The following is an 18902-nucleotide window of genomic DNA, read 5'->3' on the forward strand; positions in this document are numbered from 1 at the left end:
AATATTTTATTTATTTTTTCCAAATTTAACATTTAAGTTAAAAAATCATAAAAATAAGACACCCATTTTTTTTAATTTCCCAATGTTAATTTTTTTTAAATTACGATATTCACAATACGGTGAGGGACTACAATGATTTTTTTAGGGGTTTTACCTTCCAGAATCAGTTGCATTTTCTCATTTGAAATCACCAAATCTTCTACCTCCTTAGCAGATAATTGGGCCGAAAGAGAAATTTTGAACTTCATTTTACCATTTACGCTTACCGGATATTCAATTTCATCTTCAATCAGATAATCTTCGTTTAATACCGGAAACTTCTCGAATTCGATAGATGTATCATGTCCTAATACACTCCACAATTCTTCACAGATATGCGGCGCATATGGAGAGATGATAACGGCTAAAGGTTCTAAAATATTGCGCTTGTTACATTTTAATTTTTGAAGTTCGTTTACAGCAATCATAAATGATGATACTGAAGTATTGAAAGAGAAATTTTCAATATCGTAAACGACTTTCTTTATTAAGGTATGCAAAACTTTATATTCCGCTTTTGTAGGTTCTTCTTCAGAAACTTCAAATACATCTCCGTTGAAATAAAGATTCCAGAATTTTTTAAGGAAACCATATACTCCACTTAGCCCTTGTGTGTTCCAAGGCTTGGATTGCTCCAATGGCCCTAAGAACATTTCATATAGTCTCAATCCGTCTGCCCCATATTCTTCACAGATGTCATCAGGGTTTACTACATTGTATTTAGACTTGGACATTTTTTCTACTTCACGGCCTGTGATGTATTTTTCATCTTCCAGAATAAATTCTGCATCTGCATAGTCTGGTCTCCATGCTTTGAATGCTTCAGTATCCAATTCATCAGATGTTCCTTTTAATAAGGCTACATCAACATGGATCTGTTGAGTCTGATATCCGCTGGCTAAATTTTTAGATACATATTTATTAGTACCATCAATTCTGTACACGAATGCACTCATTCCCAAAATCATTCCCTGGTTGATTAATTTCTGGAAAGGTTCATCATGATTGATATACCCTCTGTCTTTTAAGAACATATTCCAGAAACGGGAATATAATAGGTGACCGGTTGCGTGTTCGCTACCACCTATATATAAGTCTACCTGTCCCCAATAGTCTGAAAGATTCTTTGCAGAGAACTCTCCATCATTTTGTGGATCCATATATCTAAGGAAATACCAAGAGCTTCCAGACCAGCCCGGCATTGTAGATAATTCTAATGGGAAAATAGTTTTGTCATCAATTAAATCCGTAGAAACTACTTTCTGGTTCACTTCATCCCAAGCAAATGTTTTTGCATTTCCTAATGGTGGATCTCCATCTTCAGTCGGCAAATATTTTTCAACTTCAGGAAGTTCCAATGGTAAAGCAGAAGCCGGCAACGTATATGGCATCTCATCCTTATAATATATAGGAACCGGTTCTCCCCAATAACGCTGTCTTGAGAAAATTGCATCACGCTGTCTGTAGTTCGTAGTTCCGTGACCGATACCTTTCGTTTCAATTTCTGAAATTATTTTTGATTTGGCATCATTATAATTTAGTCCGTTTAAGAAGTCTGAATTTACACAAACAGAGTCTTTAGAATCAAAAGAATTTTCCTGAACGTCTTCTTCAGTTGCTACAACTTTTTTAATTTCTAAATTAAACTTCTTTGCCAATCTGTGATCACGCTCGTCATGTGCAGGAACTGCCATTACTGCTCCTGTTCCATAGCCCATCAATACATAATCTGAAATATAGATTGGCATGTTTTCTCCACTGAACGGATTGATTGCATAACTTCCTGTGAAAGCTCCGCTCACGTTTTTCACGTCAGACATTCTATCTCTTTCAGTTTTTTTGGAAGTTTCTTCTATATAAGTATCTACTTCTGCTTTCTGAGCAGCTGTAGTAATCGTATCCACTAATGGGTTTTCCGGAGCCAACACCATAAAGGTTGCGCCAAAAATGGTATCAGGTCTTGTCGTGAAAACTTCAACAACCTCATCATGACCTTCTACCTGGAACTGAACCTGTGCTCCCTGAGATTTTCCGATCCAGTATTCCTGCGAATCTTTCAAAGGTTGTGGCCAGTCTAATGTAGATAGCCCTTGTAATAATCTTTCAGAATATGCAGAGATTCTCATGCTCCACTGCATCATTTTCTTTTGGAATACAGGGAATCCTCCTCTTTCAGATTTTCCGTCTTTGATCTCATCATTTGCTAAAACAGTTCCTAATGCAGGGCACCAGTTTACAGTAGTCTCTGCTCTGTAAGCAAGACGGTAGTTTAATAAGATATCTTCTTTATCAATATCAGAAGCATTAGCCCATTCTTCAGCCGTGAAATTTAATTCATCGTTTTGATTGGCATTTAAGCCTTCTGTACCTTTTTGTTCAAAATGTTTGATTAAGGTATCAATAGCTTCTGCTTTATCTGTATTTTTATTATACCAAGAATGATACAGTTCAATAAAGATCCACTGTGTCCATTTATAATAAGATGCATCAGAAGTTCTTACTTCTCTGCTCCAATCGAATGAGAATCCTATTTTTCTTAACTGCTCTTCGTATCTGTTGATATTCTGTTCTGTAGTGATTGCCGGATGCTGCCCTGTCTGGATTGCATACTGCTCAGCAGGAAGCCCAAAGCTGTCATACCCTACCGGATGGAGAACGTTAAACCCTTGGTGTCTTTTATACCTCGCATAGATATCTGACGCAATATATCCCAGTGGATGTCCTACGTGAAGTCCTGCTCCGGATGGATACGGAAACATATCGAGTACATAAAATTTAGGTTTATCGGTATTATTGGAAGTTTTATAGGTTTGATGGTCCTCCCAGTATTTCTGCCACTTTTTTTCTATCTGCTGATGATCGTAAAACACTTTATATATATGTTATATGTTAGACTTTAATATTGAATTGTTTTTCTTTTAAACAAGATTCACAAAAATAATGATTTTAAAGGAAATAGAAATTTAATTTATGATGAATTGCAATTCCCCGGTAAACAGAAAGGTCCCACCCGAAGATGAGACCTTAATTTATTATATCCTGAAGTTACTATTAAGGTTTAGGGCTTACCCTTTTAAACGTAATAGTTCTTGTTTTGTATATTGTAGGATCTTCGGTTTCTACTCTTATTGATAAGTTGAGCGTAGTTGCGTCTAGCGTAACAACCTTTGTATTTTCTGGTGCTACCACTCCCTGATATTTCAGTTGAAGAGCCTTACTGCTCTTGTCATACGAGTAGCTAAAGTTTTTATCCGGCAAAATATTACAAGCCGTTCCCGTAATAGGATCCTCCACATCTATTCTTTTCCCGGTTGTCTCTGTACTGAACCACCATCTGGATTGTTTCTGACAGTCGGTATAAGTAATCACATCTGAAATTGGTTGCTCACCTACCTCAACAGTAGTAACCACCTCTTTTTGCGGTTGCCAGAATCCAATAATCGGTTCTTCTATAACAATATCGTTGCTATTATTACATCCGGTGGTTACCAATAATGATAAACCAAAAAATAGTAGTGCTAATTTCTTCATAGATCAATTTTTTCAAGGGCTAAAATTATAATTTTTTTGATTTATATTACCATTTTTTATGAAAAATTATTTTATCAGCTTCTATTTATACATATTTTAAAACTAAAAGAAGCCATATTGCCTTTATTTAACAAATATTGAACATTCTAAAACACCTCTGTTTTATTAAAAAAGTTATTTTTGTAGGAAAGAAAAAAAATGCAAGATATAACGAAAAACAATTTTGACTTCATCCGTGTTCTCCTCGCTTTTATTGTATTTATGGGACACTTGGGTGCTTTAAGTGCTTCTGAAAAGCTTTCTTTTTTAACGCATAGCCCTGTTGAAGTTGCTGTTTTCTCGTTTTTTATTGTAAGCGGATTCTTAATTGCAAGAAGCTACGAAAGGTCTTCCAGTCTAAAAAGCTACGCAAAAAAAAGATTCAATAGGATCGTTCCGGCTTATTTGCTTGTTGTATTTCTTTGTGCTACCCTTCTAAGCTTGGTAAGCACCCTGCCGATTTCTGAATATTTTGGGAATACGCAGGTTTATAAATACCTGTTCTGGAACTCAATATTCCTCAACTTTAAGGCTCCGTGGCTTCCGGGTGTATTTGGAAACCAGGCTGTAAACGGAGCATTATGGACGCTTAAGATCGAAATGTGCTTTTATATAGCCGTTCCGCTCATGTTTTTACTGTTTGGAAAAAACAATAAATACCGTACCATTAGCCTGATCGTACTCTATTTTCTTTCTCTGGTTTATCTGAATTACTTCGAAATGGCAGGAAAAGCAGCACTTTCCCGGCAACTTCCCGGCTCATTATGTTATTTTATTGGCGGAATGCTTCTGTATTTTCACTTTGATAAGTTTATTCAATATAAAAATATTCTTTTCATCATTGCTATCGTTACGGTTTGGATTGATCTTGTTTTTGATATAAAGCTGTTCTCTCCCATAATGATCAGTATTATTGTTCTGTATATTGCTTATTCTTTTAAATTCCTGAATAATTTCGGAAAATACGGGGATTTCACTTACGGAATTTATATCTTCCATTTCCCTATCATCAGAGTATTTGCAACTTTGGGCCTTTTTGCCAACTACAATCCTTATATCATGAGCATTCTATGCATGTTTGTTGTTATTGGAGTGGGAATTGCTTCATGGCACCTTTATGAAAAAAGATTTTTATAATTTTACATAATATTTTACTACACGAATGAAAGACCTGGTCTCCATTATCACTCCCTGCTACAATTCTGCTGATTTTATAGAGGAAACGATACAATCTGTCCTTAGCCAAACCTATGAAAACTGGGAGTGGCTGATTACTGATGATCTTTCTAAAGACAATACTGTTGAAATTATCAGGAAATATAATGACCCCAGAATAAAGCTTCAGATTCTGGAGAAAAACGGTGGCGCAGGAAATGCAAGAAACAATAGCCTTGAAAGAGCCCAAGGCCGATATATTGCCTTTTTGGATTCTGATGACTTCTGGCATCCTGAATACCTTGAGACCATGACAGATTATATGCAGGAACACAATGCAGAACTTGTATACTGTAATTATTCAAGATGTGATGAGCAGCTTCAACCTATATTAAAAGATTTTCTTGCAGATAAAGTGGTTACATTTTCTAATTTGTTGAAGACATGCCGGCTGGCTCCGGTTTCTACAATGTATGATACTAAAAGGGTTGGAAAGTTTCTATTCCCGGTAAAAAGTAAGCGTGAGGACCACGTCATGTGGCTAAATCTCCTTAAAGTAATTCCGGAAGGGATGCCTATCAACAAAACAATGGCGAAGTATAGAATGCGTGAAAACAGTGTTTCCAGAAAGAAAAAAAACATCATTAAAGATCAATATCTGGTCTATAAAGATTTCATGGGATTCTCCACTTTAAAATCATTGTACTATACAGCAAACTGGGCTGTTAACGGATTTATGAAATATTCAAAAATATTCAATTAATGGAGTATTCAAAAGAATTTAAAGCAGCGCTGAGTGCTTTTTCCAGCACAGAAAAAGATAAACTTATTTTCAGGCTTCTGAGAAAGGATAAATTATTATCAAAGAAATTGTATTTTGAACTTATTGATCCGGAAAATACCGATGATAAGAGAAATGCAATGGAACAAAATGTAGAAGAAAAAATTCTGCTGGCTTCAAAATATATTGGTAATGCTAAATATTTTCTGACCATTATCCGAAAAATAAGTGCAGAAGTCACTGAGCATATCAAAATAACAACAGACAAATTCGGGGAAGCTTCACTCAATCTGCTGATGGTTGATAAAATTTTAGATTACAATAATGATCTGAGCAGACAACGGTTTGATAATGTTTATAAACTTTATATTTATATCATCAATAAGATATTCAAATCTCTGATCTTAATTAAGAAACTGGATGAAGATTACTGGATGGAATTTGATGATCTTTTAAGAACAATACAGCAAAAAATAACTGAAAACCATTATCTGCAAAAGCTATGTATCAATAACGGGCTTGACCTTAACTGGTTTGAATCTGACAACATTCCTGACAACATTGAACAAATCATGAAGGATATAAAAAGCCAGGGATTCTTAAGATAGAATTTTCTGAAGGATCATTTCTGTAGAATTAGGTTTCTCATCAACGAAATTCTTTGCATTTTCAGACATTTCTGCTAGTTCTTCCTCATTATCTTCATTGGTGAGGAATAAAACAAATTCTGCAGCGGTATATTCGTCTGCAAAAGATCTTCCGCCATTCTTGCTGATAAGATCGTCTGCTTCAGGATTCTTTTTATAATGATTTCCAAAGATAACCGGAACCCCGAATGTGGCAGCCTCCAGTATATTATGAAGTCCTGCATCATGAAATCCGCCACCAACAACTGCTACATCAGCATAGGAATACAGTTTAGATAACAATCCTATATTATTAATAATTAAGATTTGAGAGTTTAAATTTACAGGTAGGGAATCATTGATCTCACTGTATAACAAAGCATCGGTAAAGATATTTTTCAGATGTTCTACTCTCTTCAGATCATGAGGTGCAATAATTATTTTGACTGCCTTATTTTTACGGGAAACCACTTCTGCAATTTTCTCTTCCGCCTGCCATGAGCTCCCGAAAACAATCGCTTTATGACCGCCTATAAAATCTACAATATAATCCACATGATTATTACGGTCCCTGAGTTGTTTTACCCTGTCAAACCTTGTATCTCCTGTTACAGAAGACTTCACCAAGCCCACACTTTTAGCCAAAGCAAGTGAAAATTGAGTCTGATGAAAGAACCAATCTACATTCTCTTTTAGCTCCTTTACAAACCACTTTCCATAAGAAGTAAAAAATGATTGTCTTTCGTAGAACAAGGCAGAAATCACATATATCTTTGTATTTCTCTCTTTAAGCACCGAAAACAGATTATACCAATAATCATACTTCACCGTAAAAAATAGTTTAACATCAAATTGAGATATAAATTCTCTTACAATATTCTTTTTATCAAACGGCAGATAGCAGATCACATCTGCAATATGTTTCTTTTTAATTACATTTTCATATCCTGACGGAGAAAAGAAAGTTATCAGAATTTTATGATCTGGGAATTGTTCTTTAAGTCTCTCCAATACAGGCAATCCCTGTTCATATTCTCCTAAACTGGCAGCGTGCATCCAGATGACCTTATCTGTTTTTGAAAAAGCAGACTGTACCTTATCTAAAGATCGCTTTCTTCCGTCAACGCCCTTTTTAGTTTTATCATTAAATAATGAGAAAACCTTCATTCCAAAAATAAGAAGACTGATAAATATGTTATAAAGTAAATTCAATTCTGATAGATCTAGTCGTTAGACTTTATTTTACTTTCCCGAAATGATTTGATAAGTCCCGTACCAATTACAACCAATATTCCCCCTAAAATAAAGAAGACAGCACCACTAAGTTCTTTCTGCCTGCCTTCAGCAATACGTATACTTTCAACAATTATATCCAAAAACAGAACCATTACAGGCAATTCCAGAGAAAACAGATATAGCTTTAACGTTTTTTCATTTCGAAAACTTTGAGGAACATTCAAAAGCGGTGAGTTGGGATCTTTTATCCCAACAAAAAGGAGATGAATAAAAGCCGCAATACATGGTAAAGCCCAAATTGTTTCTTTCCCGGATTCTCCATCTACATTCCCATGGAAATCAAAATGAGTGGGAATGATTTCAGGAAGCCCAACATATTTGATTCCAGTAAAAACCCAGATTACAACCAGTAAAAGAGTATTCACAATTAATAATATGCTGGAAGTTTTCATGTTTTAAATAACACTTTTAAGCACTCTCAATTTATGAGTATGCTTATTCATTTCTTCATTAAAGATTCCGGTAGAATCCAAAGTATCAATTCTCACTTTTCCTGAGGCATGAATAATCTTCTGATTCTCGAGCATTATACCCACATGGATAATCTTCCCATCAGCATTTTCAAAAAAGGCAAGATCTCCGGGTCTGGTTTCTTCTACAAAAGTAAGAGCCTCTCCTACTTCTGCCTGCTGTGAAGCGTCTCTTGGAATCTTAATACCATGAACTTTATACACCAATTGAGTGAATCCGGAGCAGTCTACTGCAAAAAAACTTTTACCACCCCATAAATAAGGCACATTAAGGAACTCTTTAGCAGTAAGAGCAACACTTTCCCTCACATCATGGCTTCTTCTTGAGGCTACCACAGGAAAGTCCACTTCAGATCCCATGGATAGTAAAGTTTTACCATCTTTCATCAATACAGAAGAAAAATCTTCCGTCACTACAGTCACTTTTCTATTGGCCAGTTCTTCATCTGTTATTGTTTTTAGCTGCTTGGTATCCATCCATCCTTCATAACCGTCATAGTGCATTTTTATTTTAGTCCAGTTTTTATTCACTTCTAAAATATCTACACTTTCTCCAAACAATATTTCCGTAACAATTTCAGCCTTGTCAGAGCCTTCAGCACGAATCGGCGCTACTGTTACGATACAAATTCCTTTATTCATTTTATTTATTTAGAAATTAGGAAAATTAAGAGATTTAGAAATGACATTATTGCTTAGTTTCTAAATCTCTTAATCTTTTCTTTATAATTACTTCCTGCGAAGGAAGTTGACTCCATCGCGCAAAGGTAAAATAAGATTTTCAAAATCTTCGTCTTTTGCCACTAAATCATTCAATTCCTGAATAGACTGTGTAGATTTCAGTTTCGGATTTTCTTCCAGCACCTTACCATACCACAGAACATTATCGAACATCACTACTGATCCTGACTTTGTATGAGGTTTTATCAGTTTGAAATATTCGGCATAATTTTCTTTATCGGCATCTACAAAAATTAAATCAAAAAACTCATCTGTTTCTTTTAAAAACTCCTTAGCATCCTGAAGTTTAAAATCAATCTGAGCAGCGTATTCACTGGATTCAAAATATTTTTTCGGCAGATAAGCCAGATCTTCATTCACATCTAAGGTAGTTATTTTACCATCTTTTGCTAATCCTGAAGCCAGGCATAAGGTAGCATATCCTGTAAATGTACCGATTTCAAGAATGCTTTTAGGTTGCAGCATTTGAGAAATGATCGTCAGCAATCTTCCCTGCTGGTAGCCCGAAATCATATGAGGTTGGGTGGTTTTCTGATAAGTTTCTCTTCTCAGCTTTTTCAGAATTTCGGATTCTGAGGAAGCGTGTGCTTCCAAATATCTATCCATTTCAGGATTCTTTTCTTCAAAAAAACTCATACCATTTTAATTTAAACAAATTTAAGAATTTTAAAACTTTTTTGAACCTAGCTTTTGTTCAATATAAGATACAAAAAAAAGAGAGAAATTAATCCCTCTTTTCTTAGATATATTTTCTCTGAGGTAGAGAAGGTTATTATAAAGCTACACAGTATCTTCCTTTTGAAGCACATACCCATCCCGGGCAGCAGTCAATGGTTTTTTGACAAATTATCATCGGATTACAAGCTAAGGCAGCACCTTTTACATTTTTCATTTCTCCTCTTGAAAGTTTTTTTGAATTTTTCATATTATTTTGTTTAGTATTAATTTCCCACTCTTGAAGATTTTCGGATACCTCTATTTTTATTTCCCTATATTAAGATTTAAATATACGTTTTCTTTTATTAATCAGATAATTATATTTAAAACGAATTATTTTAGAGAGTTCAATAATCTAACACTCGGGAAAAAGCCCATACAAAATACCGTGAAAATACGGATGTTTTTTCTGTAGTATTAATTCTAAGTTTGCAAAGAGAACGAAGGGGTAAAAACACTAGAAAACAAAATGATTGCAGAAGATCAACCACAAACTAACCATGAGAATCAAAAAAATGTACTCCCAAAAGGAAGTACACAATCTTCTGCAAAAAAAAACAAGACTGAAATATCCAATCATTTTTTACGACGAATTATTTCTCTTTTGAAAAAAGAAGAATTAATTTGATTAAAGAAAAAATCCCGAATTTCTCGGGATTTTTTTTAATAGTTTCATTATTATTTCTTTGGAGCAATATCCATTAGCTTCATAAACTCATCCAGCTTAGGCATAATGATAATTTCCGTTCTTCTGTTTTCTGCTCTTCCGGAAACGCTCATGTTAGTCGCTTTCGGGTTGTACTCGGAACGACCTCCTGCTGTAATTCTTGCAGGATCTACCCCAAACTGAGTCTGAAGAACTTTAGCAACAGAGGTACCTCTTAATGCAGAAAGATCCCAGTTGTCTCTTGGCAGGTTTGCAGAATTTAATGCAGCATTATCTGTATTTCCTTCAATCAATACTGAATATTTATCATAATCATTGATTACTTTCGCTACCTTACCTAACACCTCTTGAGCAGCTGGTAAAATATTATAATCTCCTGTTTTGTATAACATTTTATCTGAAAGGGAGATCATTACCACTCCTTTCAATACTTTCACCTGTACATCTTCATCTGATATATTATCTAAAGATCTCTTCAGTTTGTTAGATAACGCAAGGTTTAAACTATCGTTTTTAGCATTGCTGGAAATTAACTGCTTAATATATGAATTGGAAGCATTGATTTCTCCCACAAGCTTGTCAATATTAGCAGAGCTTTTTCCTGTATTGGAAAGACATGCATCCAATGATGATTTTAAAGCATCATGTTGGCTTTTTAATAAATTATTTTCACCTGTCAATGCAGAGTTCTGAGATTTCAAATCCTGAATTTCTCTTTGTCTTTCACCGATATTTTCAATACACTGCTTATAGTTTGTGCTTAAGGCATCATACTGCTTCTTGCTCACACAAGAGGTCATCCCCAACGCCATTGCAGAAACCGCTAAAATTTTAAAAATCTTCATACGTAATCATTTTTAGACAACTCAAAGTTAGGGAAATTCAATTGAATTATATGGATTATCTTTGTATAAAAGAAATTCTCAACACCTATGTTGAAAAAATCAAGTTTCAGAAAACAATTAGAAAATCTTATTCACCAACCTGAAAATCACAGCTATCTTTTAGCAGTGAGCGGAGGTGCCGACTCTATGGTTCTAGCCTCCTTGTTCCAGGATTTGAGGGATGAAAAACAGAATTTATACAGCTCATTTCAGGTAGCTCACATCAATTATAAACTCCGGGGCGAAGATTCGGATCTGGATCAAAAAGTGGTGCAGGATTTTTGTGAGAAAAATCATATCAGGTTCCATCTATATGAAGTTTCGGGAAAAGATAAAAAACCGGAAAATTCTATCCAGCTTTGGGCAAGAGAGCTTAGATATGCTTTTTTTAAGGAAATTCAGGAAAAGGAAAAGCTGCAATTTCTAGTTACCGCTCATCACCTGAACGATCAGCTGGAAACTTTTATCATCAATCTTTCCAAAGCAGCAGGAATTAATGGATTGAGTGGCATTCCCGCCAACGACAATCATATTCTCCGACCTCTTTTATCATTTTCCAAGCAGGAAATCTATCAATTCGCAGAAAAAAATAAGATTGAATTCCGGGAAGATCTTTCCAATAAAAAGAGTGATTATCTGAGAAACAAGATCAGAAATGAAATTGTTCCGAAATTACAGGAAACCAACGATCATTTTCTGGAAAACTTCAAAAGGAGTTCTTTTTATCTGAACCAGACCAAAGATTTTGTCCAAAAACAGATTCAGGAGATAGAAAATAAACTTACTGTATTTAACAAAACCCATAAAATCTTATCAAAAGAAAAGCTAGGTCAGGAAAACGATTTCGTTAAGTTTGAGATCTTAAAAAAATACGGATTTAATCAGGAAGAAGAAATTCCTAAAATTTTTAAGGCAGAAAATAACAGTTCTTTTTTTTCAAAAGACTATCAGTTGATTGTTAACAGAGATGAATTAATTTTTTTTGATATCAATAAAAAAATTGAAAACACAAACGAAATTCTCCTAATTGATCATTTTGATTTTTCAGAAAACCAGATCAGCATTAACCTTCAGGATTCTATGGAAGACATTGATGGAATCAATAAAAATATGGAATGGAATTTTGATGCTGCAAAACTTCAGTTTCCACTGCGTTTAAGAAAACAACTGGATGGTGATGAGTTTTACCCAACTGGCTTTTCGGGGAAAAAGAAAGTTTCTAAATTTTTTAGGGACGAAAAATTATCTATTTTAGCGAGGCAAAAAATTTGGATATTGTCTGACAGTAACAATTCCGTACTTGGAATTATCCCTTTCAGACAGGATAGAAGATACGCAAAGGATGAGAAAACAGAACGTATTCTCAAAATTTTTAATGAAACGAAAAATGAAATTTAGAAATTGGTTTTTATTAATTCTACTCTTTTTAGCAACAGGAATTAATGCACAGATTAAAAATCCTGTAAAGTTTAAATTTACCATCAACGATCTGGGCAACAACCAGTATGAAGCGGTTTTGAATGCCACCATGGAAAAAGGCTGGCATATTTACTCTAAAGATCTTCCTGAAGATACAGGAATCCCTACTGAGTATAAAGTTTCAGGAAAGAATATTGAACTTATAGGAAAATTCACTGAAGTAGGTAAGAAACATGAGGAATTCTCTGAAGCTTTCGGGGGAACTATTGTTTTTTATTCCAATACGGCTGGTTTCAAACAGAAATTCAAGCTAAAGGACCCTACAAAACCGGCAGATGTTACTTCTGAAATTACCTATCAGACTTGTGATGACAGGGTTTGTCTTGCCCCAAATACACTGGAGTTCAATCAAAAGGTTACTCCAAAAGGAGCAACGGAAGAAGCTACTCCTGAAGAAACGGCAAAACCTGCAAACGACTCTATAAAAGCTGTTGAAACCGTTACTGAAAACCCTACTAAAACAGAGGTTACGATTGCTGAGACCTCAACACTGGATCCTAAGCAGCTGAAAATTGAAACGCTGAATTTCAAAAAACCGTTAACAGATTGCGGAACGGCTTCTACAAAGGTAGATGAGAACTACTGGACTTATTTATTCCTAGGGTTCATTGGAGGGTTAATCGCCTTGCTTACCCCATGTGTATTCCCAATGATTCCATTAACGGTTTCATTCTTTACGAAAGGAAGTAAGGATAAAGCAAAAGGTAAAAGAGATGCTTTAATCTATGGGTTTTTTATTCTTCTTATTTTCGTTTTATTAAGTATTCCTTTCCACATTATTGATGGAATTGCAGGAAATATCTTCAACGAGATTTCTACAAGTGTTTGGCTGAATATTGCCTTCTTTATCATATTTATTTTCTTTGCCGGAAGTTTCTTCGGATATTATGATATTACATTGCCTAGCTCTATTGCTAATAAGTCATCAAAAGCTGAAGAAGCTGGTGGTATCATCGGTATTTTCTTTATGGCATTAACGCTGGTAATTGTTTCTTTCTCTTGTACAGGACCAATTCTTGGAAGTTTATTAGGAAGTGCAGTAACCGGTTCATCTAATGTTCCTATGTTATTAACATTTGCTTTGGCAGGATTTGGTTTAGCATGGGCTATAATTTTTGGGTTATTGGCTTTATTCCCACAGGCATTACAAAGTCTACCGAAATCCGGTGGATGGATGAATACGGTAAAAGTGGTACTAGGTTTCGTAGAATTGGCTTTGGCTCTAAAATTCTTATCAAAAGCAGACCTTGTATCAAAGACTTTCTTCTTAAAAAGAGAACTTTTCATCGCTATTTGGATCATTGTAGCTTTAGGATTGGCTTTATATCTATTTGGATTAATCAAGTTTCCACATGATGATAAAAAACCAAAAATTTCAATCACCAGAAAAATATTAGGAGTACTAGGATTCGGTTTTGTGATCTATCTGATTCAGGGATTAGTACCATCTGACCGTCCAAAACTTCAGTTATTAAGCGGAATTTTGCCTCCACTGAATGTTAGTTATTTCCATGATGAAAAAGACGGAATTTTAGGAATGCACCCTGAGCATGACTTCTTTAAAGCAATAGAAATTGCTAAAAAGGAAAACAAACCTATCTTGATTGACTTCACAGGTTATGGTTGTGAAAACTGCAGAAAAATGGAAGAGTTTGTATGGAGCGAACCGGATATCTTACCGATCCTTCAGAATGATGTGGTCTTAGCTTCTCTTTATGTAGACGACAAAGAAGAGCTTCCTGAAGATCAAAAAACAAAGATTGATCTTGGAGACGGACAGATCAAAAAGGTTAAAACGATTGGGGACAGATGGAGTTTATTCCAACAGGTTAACTTCAACAACAACTCTCAGCCTCACTACGTTTTAATAACTCCGGACGGAAAAGTGATCAACACGCCTGTTTCCGGGTATATGCCGAAGGAAGATTTTAAGAAATTCTTAGAATGCGGAGTTAATTACTTCAAGAAAAGCAAATAAATTATTTTATATTGAAATAGTAAACTCACACTGTTATAGTGTGAGTTTTTTATTTTCACGATGATAAAGATTACCAGCATTCAACCCAAATTAAATATCATTTTTAACATTATTTAAACACAATCTTTCAATAAAAATAAAAATTCATTATATATTTTAAATTTTAGGCATCAACTTTGTATCAGTTTTTCAAAATCACGATCGGATTTTTAAAGTTTTCATCAAATACCGTTTAACAATTTAAAATATGAATTATGGCTGAAGTAATCACACAAGAGCAACAGACTGGCAAACAAAAGAAGAAGTTAATTAAAATTGACATGACCCCAATGGTAGACCTCAACTTCTTACTATTGATGTTTTTTATGTTTACCACAAACTTTACAAAACCGAACGTTATGGACCTGGGACTTCCTGCAAAAGGAATCCCAACAACCGAACCCGTAATGCATCAAAAAAACCAGGTCACATTTATTCTTGGAAAAGATAATCGGGTATTTTATCATCAAAGCAATAAGGATGATCTCAACACAAGCAACTTAAAAGAAACCGACTTCAATGGGGTAAATGTTTCAAAAATTATTTCCGAAGCCTACAAAAATGCTCCTAATCAGGAAAACTTCACAGTAATTATTAAGCCTACTGATGAAGCCAACTACAAAAATTTTGTAGATATGCTGGATAATCTGGCAATTGCTAAAAAAGAACGTTATGGAGTAACAGATATCAAACCTTGGGAAACAAAGGTTTACAAAGAATTAACTCAATAAAAAAGAAAGGGCATTTTTAAAATGCTCTTTTTTGTTTACATTTGAAAGGAAAACTAAGCTACAGCCAACAAAAGGCTGTATTATTTTAATCTATAAAATGTTGGAATCATGCTGAACTTTGAAAGAAAAGGAAATGGAAAAGAAACTTTAGTACTCCTCCATGGCTTTATGGAAAACCTATCCATTTGGAGCGATATGGAGCCTCATCTTTCCAAAGATTTTTCACTATTGAAAATTGATCTCCCTGGACACGGACAATCTGAAATCCTGGGAGAGATCCACACTATGGAATTGATGGCTGATGAAGTTAAAAAAGTTTTAGATGACCAAAACTTAGAGAGCGTTCATTTATTGGGACATTCTATGGGTGGATATGTTTCTCTCGCTTTTGCCGAAAAACATCCGGACTCTCTGAAGAGTTTAACCCTATTCTTTTCCACCTATTTTCCGGATGACGAAGAGAAAAAACAACAGCGTATCAAGAGTTACAGAATCATTAAAGATGCCTATGCTCATTATGCCAGAGCAGGAATTCCAAACTTATTTAACCCTAATGAAAGAGATATTCTTGAAGGGAAAATTGAAACAGCGCTGGAAACGGCACTTTCTACCAACAATATGGGGGCTCTTGCCTGCGTAAAAGGGATGGTAGAAAGAACGGACAAAAAGCATATCATGCAAAATCTGGAAGCCAAAATTCTGATTCTGGCCGGCAAACACGACAATGCGGTAAAAACTGGTACTACAATCAAAAACCTTCCGGACAGAACGAATATCAAATCATATGTATTGGACTGCGGCCACAATGGTCATTGGGAAAAACCCGGCATCTGTGCAGAAATCATTAACACGGAACTCCTTCACAATCTTCCTAAGAAATTGGTATTGTAAAAACATGAAAATTGCCATCACTTCTATCTTTCTTCTTGCATTCTTAAGCTGCAAAAAGGATAAACAGCCAACATCCACTGCCAAGCTTACAAACTCTGCTCAGACATCATCCCAAAAAGCAGACACTCTAAGCGCCGATCAGCCTAAACAGGAAGTATTTCAATTTGTGACAGAATTATGTGATAACAAAGGATATTTTGACAGCAATAAATACTCAAGAGAAGAAATTGAAGGTACTTATAAACTCTGGTTTGAACTAAGCGGTTCTTTGCTTGACACCCAATCTGTCTACAATCTTAAAAGTCTTGCGGAAGTAAGAAATAATCAAGATAAAATTCTGGCAAAGCTTGATAAGGATTTTGCAGAAAGAAAAGCTCAGATTAAAAACCTGAAGGTTGTAAACAACTCTTACTGGCAGGATATTAAAAAGAAAAGATATGAGGAACTTATTCAATATTATGAGAAATTAAAAATTGAGGTTCAGGCCTACTCCAATCCAGCAGTTTTGCTTAAAGACAACAAGTGTAAAACTTTTTCAAAAGCTTTAAATTCTACTGATGATCAAATGTTTGCAGAGTGGAGAAAACTCAGAGAAGAAATGAGCAATACAAACGGCAATCCGCAACATGTAATGGATGAGTATAATGAACAACTCAACTCCACAGACAATAGGGACTATGCGATCATTGACCTGATTACTTTTGGATGGGGTAATTGTGCAAATGATAAAATACAGAGGGTTTCTCATGATGAAAAGATGAACAATGAATTCAATGCACTTTTCATTAAGATTGATTCTGAATGTGATGAGCCATAAACATTGAGAAAAATCCTGTATATTAGTGAGGTATAATTTTCTCAATGGGAATATTCTCGTTCAAAAAAAAAACACCTCCGAAGCCACAGGTTATCGGACTTACACTTTCAGGCGGAGGAATGCGTGGAATTGCGCATATCGCTGTATTGAAAGCATTGGAAGAATATAACCTTAAACCACATATTATTTCAGGAACCAGTGCAGGTTCTATTATCGCTGCTTTTTATTCGTTTGGAAAAACACCGGACGAAATGATGGAAATTGTAAAACAGACTTCATTTTTCTCCCGGTCGGCTCTGAAATTATCAAAGAATGGAATTTTCAGTTCTAATTTTATTTTGAAACTCTTCAAAGATTATTTCCCCGAGGATAATTTTAACATCCTGAAAATCCCTGTTTATGTAGCCACCACGGAAATGACTCATGGGATTGTTGATTTTTTCTCTGAAGGTGAGCTATTCACACCCCTTCTTGCTTCATCAAGTGTTCCTTTTATCCTGCCACCCGTAAGAATGGGTGAGAAAATATACGTAGATGGCGGTGTTCTTGACAACCTTCCCATTGAACCTATTATGGATAAATGTGACTTCCTAATTGCTTCGCATGTCAACTCAATAAGCTACGATGAATTAAATAAGATGAGCCTGATGAAAGAATTCGACAGAATTCTCCATTTAGCCATTGCAAAATCGGTCTATTCCAAAGTAAAATACTGTAATATATTTCTAGATCCCCCAAAAATGACGAAATATAGCCTTTTCAACAAAAAATATATGGATGAAATGTTTCAACAGGTTTACGAATATACTTGTATGGAACTTGAGGAAAAGGGATATAATAAGGATTGAGGGCCCGAATACGGGAAGGCTTGAGAATATATCAAAGTTGATTTACAATCTTCTCTTCAGCGTGTTTCTCTTTTACAAACTTTCTTCGATTAGTCTTGCTTTGAAAATTTCAATAGTTCCCGGTAAGGAATCATTGGATTTACCACCTGCTGCATTAATATGTCCGCCACCGTTAAAGTATTTTCTGGAAAATTGGTTTACATCTACATCATCTTTACTTCTGAATGAGATCTTGATAAAATCTTCATAAAGATCTTCCATAAAAAACGCAGACATTTTTACCCCGGCAATACTTAACCCATAATTTACGAAACCTTCTGTGTCTCCTTTCTGGAACCCAAATTCTTTAAGTTCGTTTCTTGTAAGGCTTAAAATAGCCACACTACCATCATTAACCACCTCTATTCTTCCTAAAACCAAGGCCAGCAAATGAAGACGAGATGCTGTATTCGTATCCCAGGTATTGGAAGTAATCATCGCAGGATCTGCTCCTTTTTCAATTAAGTTAGCAATAATTCTATGGGTAGTAGCACTTGTTGAGCGGAAACGGAAACCTCCTGTATCCGTCATAATTCCGGTATACAAACATTCTGCGATATCTTGATTCACAAGTTTCTCATCTTCCATCGCTTCAATGAAATGATAAACCATTTGTGAAGTAGCAGGAATTACCGTATCTGAATACACAAAATCAAATGGCTCCGGTTGTTGATGATGGTCAATAAGGATTTTCTTTCCCTGAGCCTTTATCAGCCAGTCTCCCAATAATCCAATTCTTGAAGGCGAATTAAAATCAAGACAGAAAATAACATCTGCTGCTGCAATCATATCAGCAGCCAGCTTTCTTTTATATTCTGCAATAACCACTTTCTTAGATTCCGGCATCCACTTCAGAAACTTTGGAAAATCGTTAGGCACAATCACCTCAGCATGAATTCCTTTTGCCTTTAAATAATGTTTCAATCCCAGGCTGGAACCAATAGCATCACCATCCGGATTATAGTGGGTAAGAATAACTATTTTGTTTTCAGGTGTTAGTAATGTATTGATCTCTAAAAGTTCTGCTGGTGTAAACATCTTGTGTTTATTTTCGTTAAAATTTAAGTTTTCAAAGATAGAGCTTTTATATAAATCATTTAAATATTATTTTTGCATCTGGAATTTAGTTTCCAA

The 18902-nt window shown here is 35.1% G+C and carries 18 protein-coding genes; 9 read left to right on the forward strand and 9 right to left on the reverse strand.

The window, feature by feature from the left end; genetic code table 11:
- Positions 1-95: 95 nt before the first annotated feature.
- Complete coding sequence (leuS, locus tag CHSO_RS23155) at positions 96-2909, reverse strand: leucine--tRNA ligase (protein WP_045501176.1); 2814 nt, start codon at positions 2907-2909, stop codon at positions 96-98.
- A gap of 181 nt (positions 2910-3090) precedes the next feature.
- Entirely contained in the window at positions 3091-3570 is a 480-nt protein-coding gene (locus CHSO_RS23160) for a lipocalin family protein (protein ID WP_045501177.1), read from the reverse strand.
- A gap of 198 nt (positions 3571-3768) precedes the next feature.
- On the opposite strand from CHSO_RS23160, the gene CHSO_RS23165 reads away from it, so the two are divergent.
- The 3 genes from CHSO_RS23165 to CHSO_RS23175 are packed head-to-tail and all read left to right on the forward strand — an operon-like array spanning position 3769 to position 6153.
- Positions 3769-4746, forward strand: a complete 978-nt coding sequence (locus CHSO_RS23165) for an acyltransferase family protein (RefSeq protein ID WP_045503250.1) — start codon at positions 3769-3771, stop codon at positions 4744-4746.
- 25 nt (positions 4747-4771) lie between these two features.
- A complete protein-coding gene (locus CHSO_RS23170; protein WP_045501178.1) occupies positions 4772-5527 on the forward strand; it encodes a glycosyltransferase family 2 protein in 756 nt (251 codons plus the stop codon).
- Positions 5527-6153: a hypothetical protein gene (locus CHSO_RS23175; protein WP_045501179.1), complete on the forward strand. Its 627-nt coding sequence runs from the start codon at positions 5527-5529 to the stop codon at positions 6151-6153. Before CHSO_RS23170 ends, CHSO_RS23175 begins: the two co-directional genes overlap by 1 nt.
- Here CHSO_RS23175 and CHSO_RS23180 read toward each other — a convergent pair.
- The 6 genes from CHSO_RS23180 to CHSO_RS23200 form a co-directional block, all read right to left on the reverse strand.
- On the reverse strand, positions 6145-7383 hold the full coding sequence (locus CHSO_RS23180; protein WP_144429020.1) for a 3-deoxy-D-manno-octulosonic acid transferase: 1239 nt from the start codon (positions 7381-7383) through the stop codon (positions 6145-6147). The two genes, CHSO_RS23175 and CHSO_RS23180, sit on opposite strands and share 9 nt — an antisense overlap.
- 11 nt (positions 7384-7394) lie before the next feature.
- A complete protein-coding gene (locus tag CHSO_RS23185) occupies positions 7395-7859 on the reverse strand; it encodes a DUF1648 domain-containing protein (RefSeq protein WP_045501181.1) in 465 nt (154 codons plus the stop codon).
- Between the two features lie 3 nt (positions 7860-7862).
- Complete coding sequence (locus tag CHSO_RS23190) at positions 7863-8579, reverse strand: C40 family peptidase (protein ID WP_045501182.1); 717 nt, start codon at positions 8577-8579, stop codon at positions 7863-7865.
- Between the two features lie 87 nt (positions 8580-8666).
- Positions 8667-9314: an O-methyltransferase gene (locus CHSO_RS23195; protein ID WP_045501183.1), complete on the reverse strand. Its 648-nt coding sequence runs from the start codon at positions 9312-9314 to the stop codon at positions 8667-8669.
- Between the two features lie 136 nt (positions 9315-9450).
- Positions 9451-9603 carry a CCPGW family putative bacteriocin gene (locus tag CHSO_RS25745; protein WP_144429021.1) on the reverse strand — a complete coding sequence of 51 codons (153 nt, stop codon included), beginning with the start codon at positions 9601-9603 and terminating at the stop codon, positions 9451-9453.
- Positions 9604-10073: 470 nt separating this feature from the next.
- On the reverse strand, positions 10074-10907 hold the full coding sequence (locus tag CHSO_RS23200) for an OmpA family protein (RefSeq protein WP_045501184.1): 834 nt from the start codon (positions 10905-10907) through the stop codon (positions 10074-10076).
- An 87-nt stretch (positions 10908-10994) separates the two neighbouring features.
- Between CHSO_RS23200 and tilS the strand changes: the two genes are divergently transcribed.
- The 6 genes from tilS to CHSO_RS23230 all read left to right on the forward strand — a co-directional run bounded on the left by tilS (position 10995) and on the right by CHSO_RS23230 (position 17729).
- Positions 10995-12344, forward strand: a complete 1350-nt coding sequence (gene tilS / locus CHSO_RS23205) for a tRNA lysidine(34) synthetase TilS (protein ID WP_045501185.1) — start codon at positions 10995-10997, stop codon at positions 12342-12344.
- On the forward strand, positions 12334-14403 hold the full coding sequence (locus CHSO_RS23210; protein ID WP_045503253.1) for a protein-disulfide reductase DsbD family protein: 2070 nt from the start codon (positions 12334-12336) through the stop codon (positions 14401-14403). The genes tilS and CHSO_RS23210 overlap by 11 nt, the downstream gene beginning before the upstream one ends.
- 254 nt (positions 14404-14657) lie before the next feature.
- Positions 14658-15173 carry an ExbD/TolR family protein gene (locus tag CHSO_RS23215; RefSeq protein WP_045501186.1) on the forward strand — a complete coding sequence of 172 codons (516 nt, stop codon included), beginning with the start codon at positions 14658-14660 and terminating at the stop codon, positions 15171-15173.
- 108 nt (positions 15174-15281) lie between these two features.
- Positions 15282-16064, forward strand: a complete 783-nt coding sequence (locus CHSO_RS23220; RefSeq protein ID WP_045501187.1) for an alpha/beta fold hydrolase — start codon at positions 15282-15284, stop codon at positions 16062-16064.
- A 4-nt stretch (positions 16065-16068) separates the two neighbouring features.
- Complete coding sequence (locus tag CHSO_RS23225; RefSeq protein ID WP_045501188.1) at positions 16069-16881, forward strand: hypothetical protein; 813 nt, start codon at positions 16069-16071, stop codon at positions 16879-16881.
- A 44-nt stretch (positions 16882-16925) separates the two neighbouring features.
- Positions 16926-17729 carry a patatin-like phospholipase family protein gene (locus tag CHSO_RS23230; protein WP_045501189.1) on the forward strand — a complete coding sequence of 268 codons (804 nt, stop codon included), beginning with the start codon at positions 16926-16928 and terminating at the stop codon, positions 17727-17729.
- Between the two features lie 72 nt (positions 17730-17801).
- On the opposite strand, the gene CHSO_RS23235 is transcribed toward CHSO_RS23230, so the two are convergent.
- Positions 17802-18806, reverse strand: coding sequence for a DHH family phosphoesterase (locus CHSO_RS23235; protein WP_045501190.1), 1005 nt, complete (start codon positions 18804-18806; stop codon positions 17802-17804).
- Positions 18807-18902 lie beyond the last annotated feature (96 nt).

Source organism: Chryseobacterium sp. StRB126 (assembly GCF_000829375.1).
Lineage (GTDB): Bacteria > Bacteroidota > Bacteroidia > Flavobacteriales > Weeksellaceae > Chryseobacterium.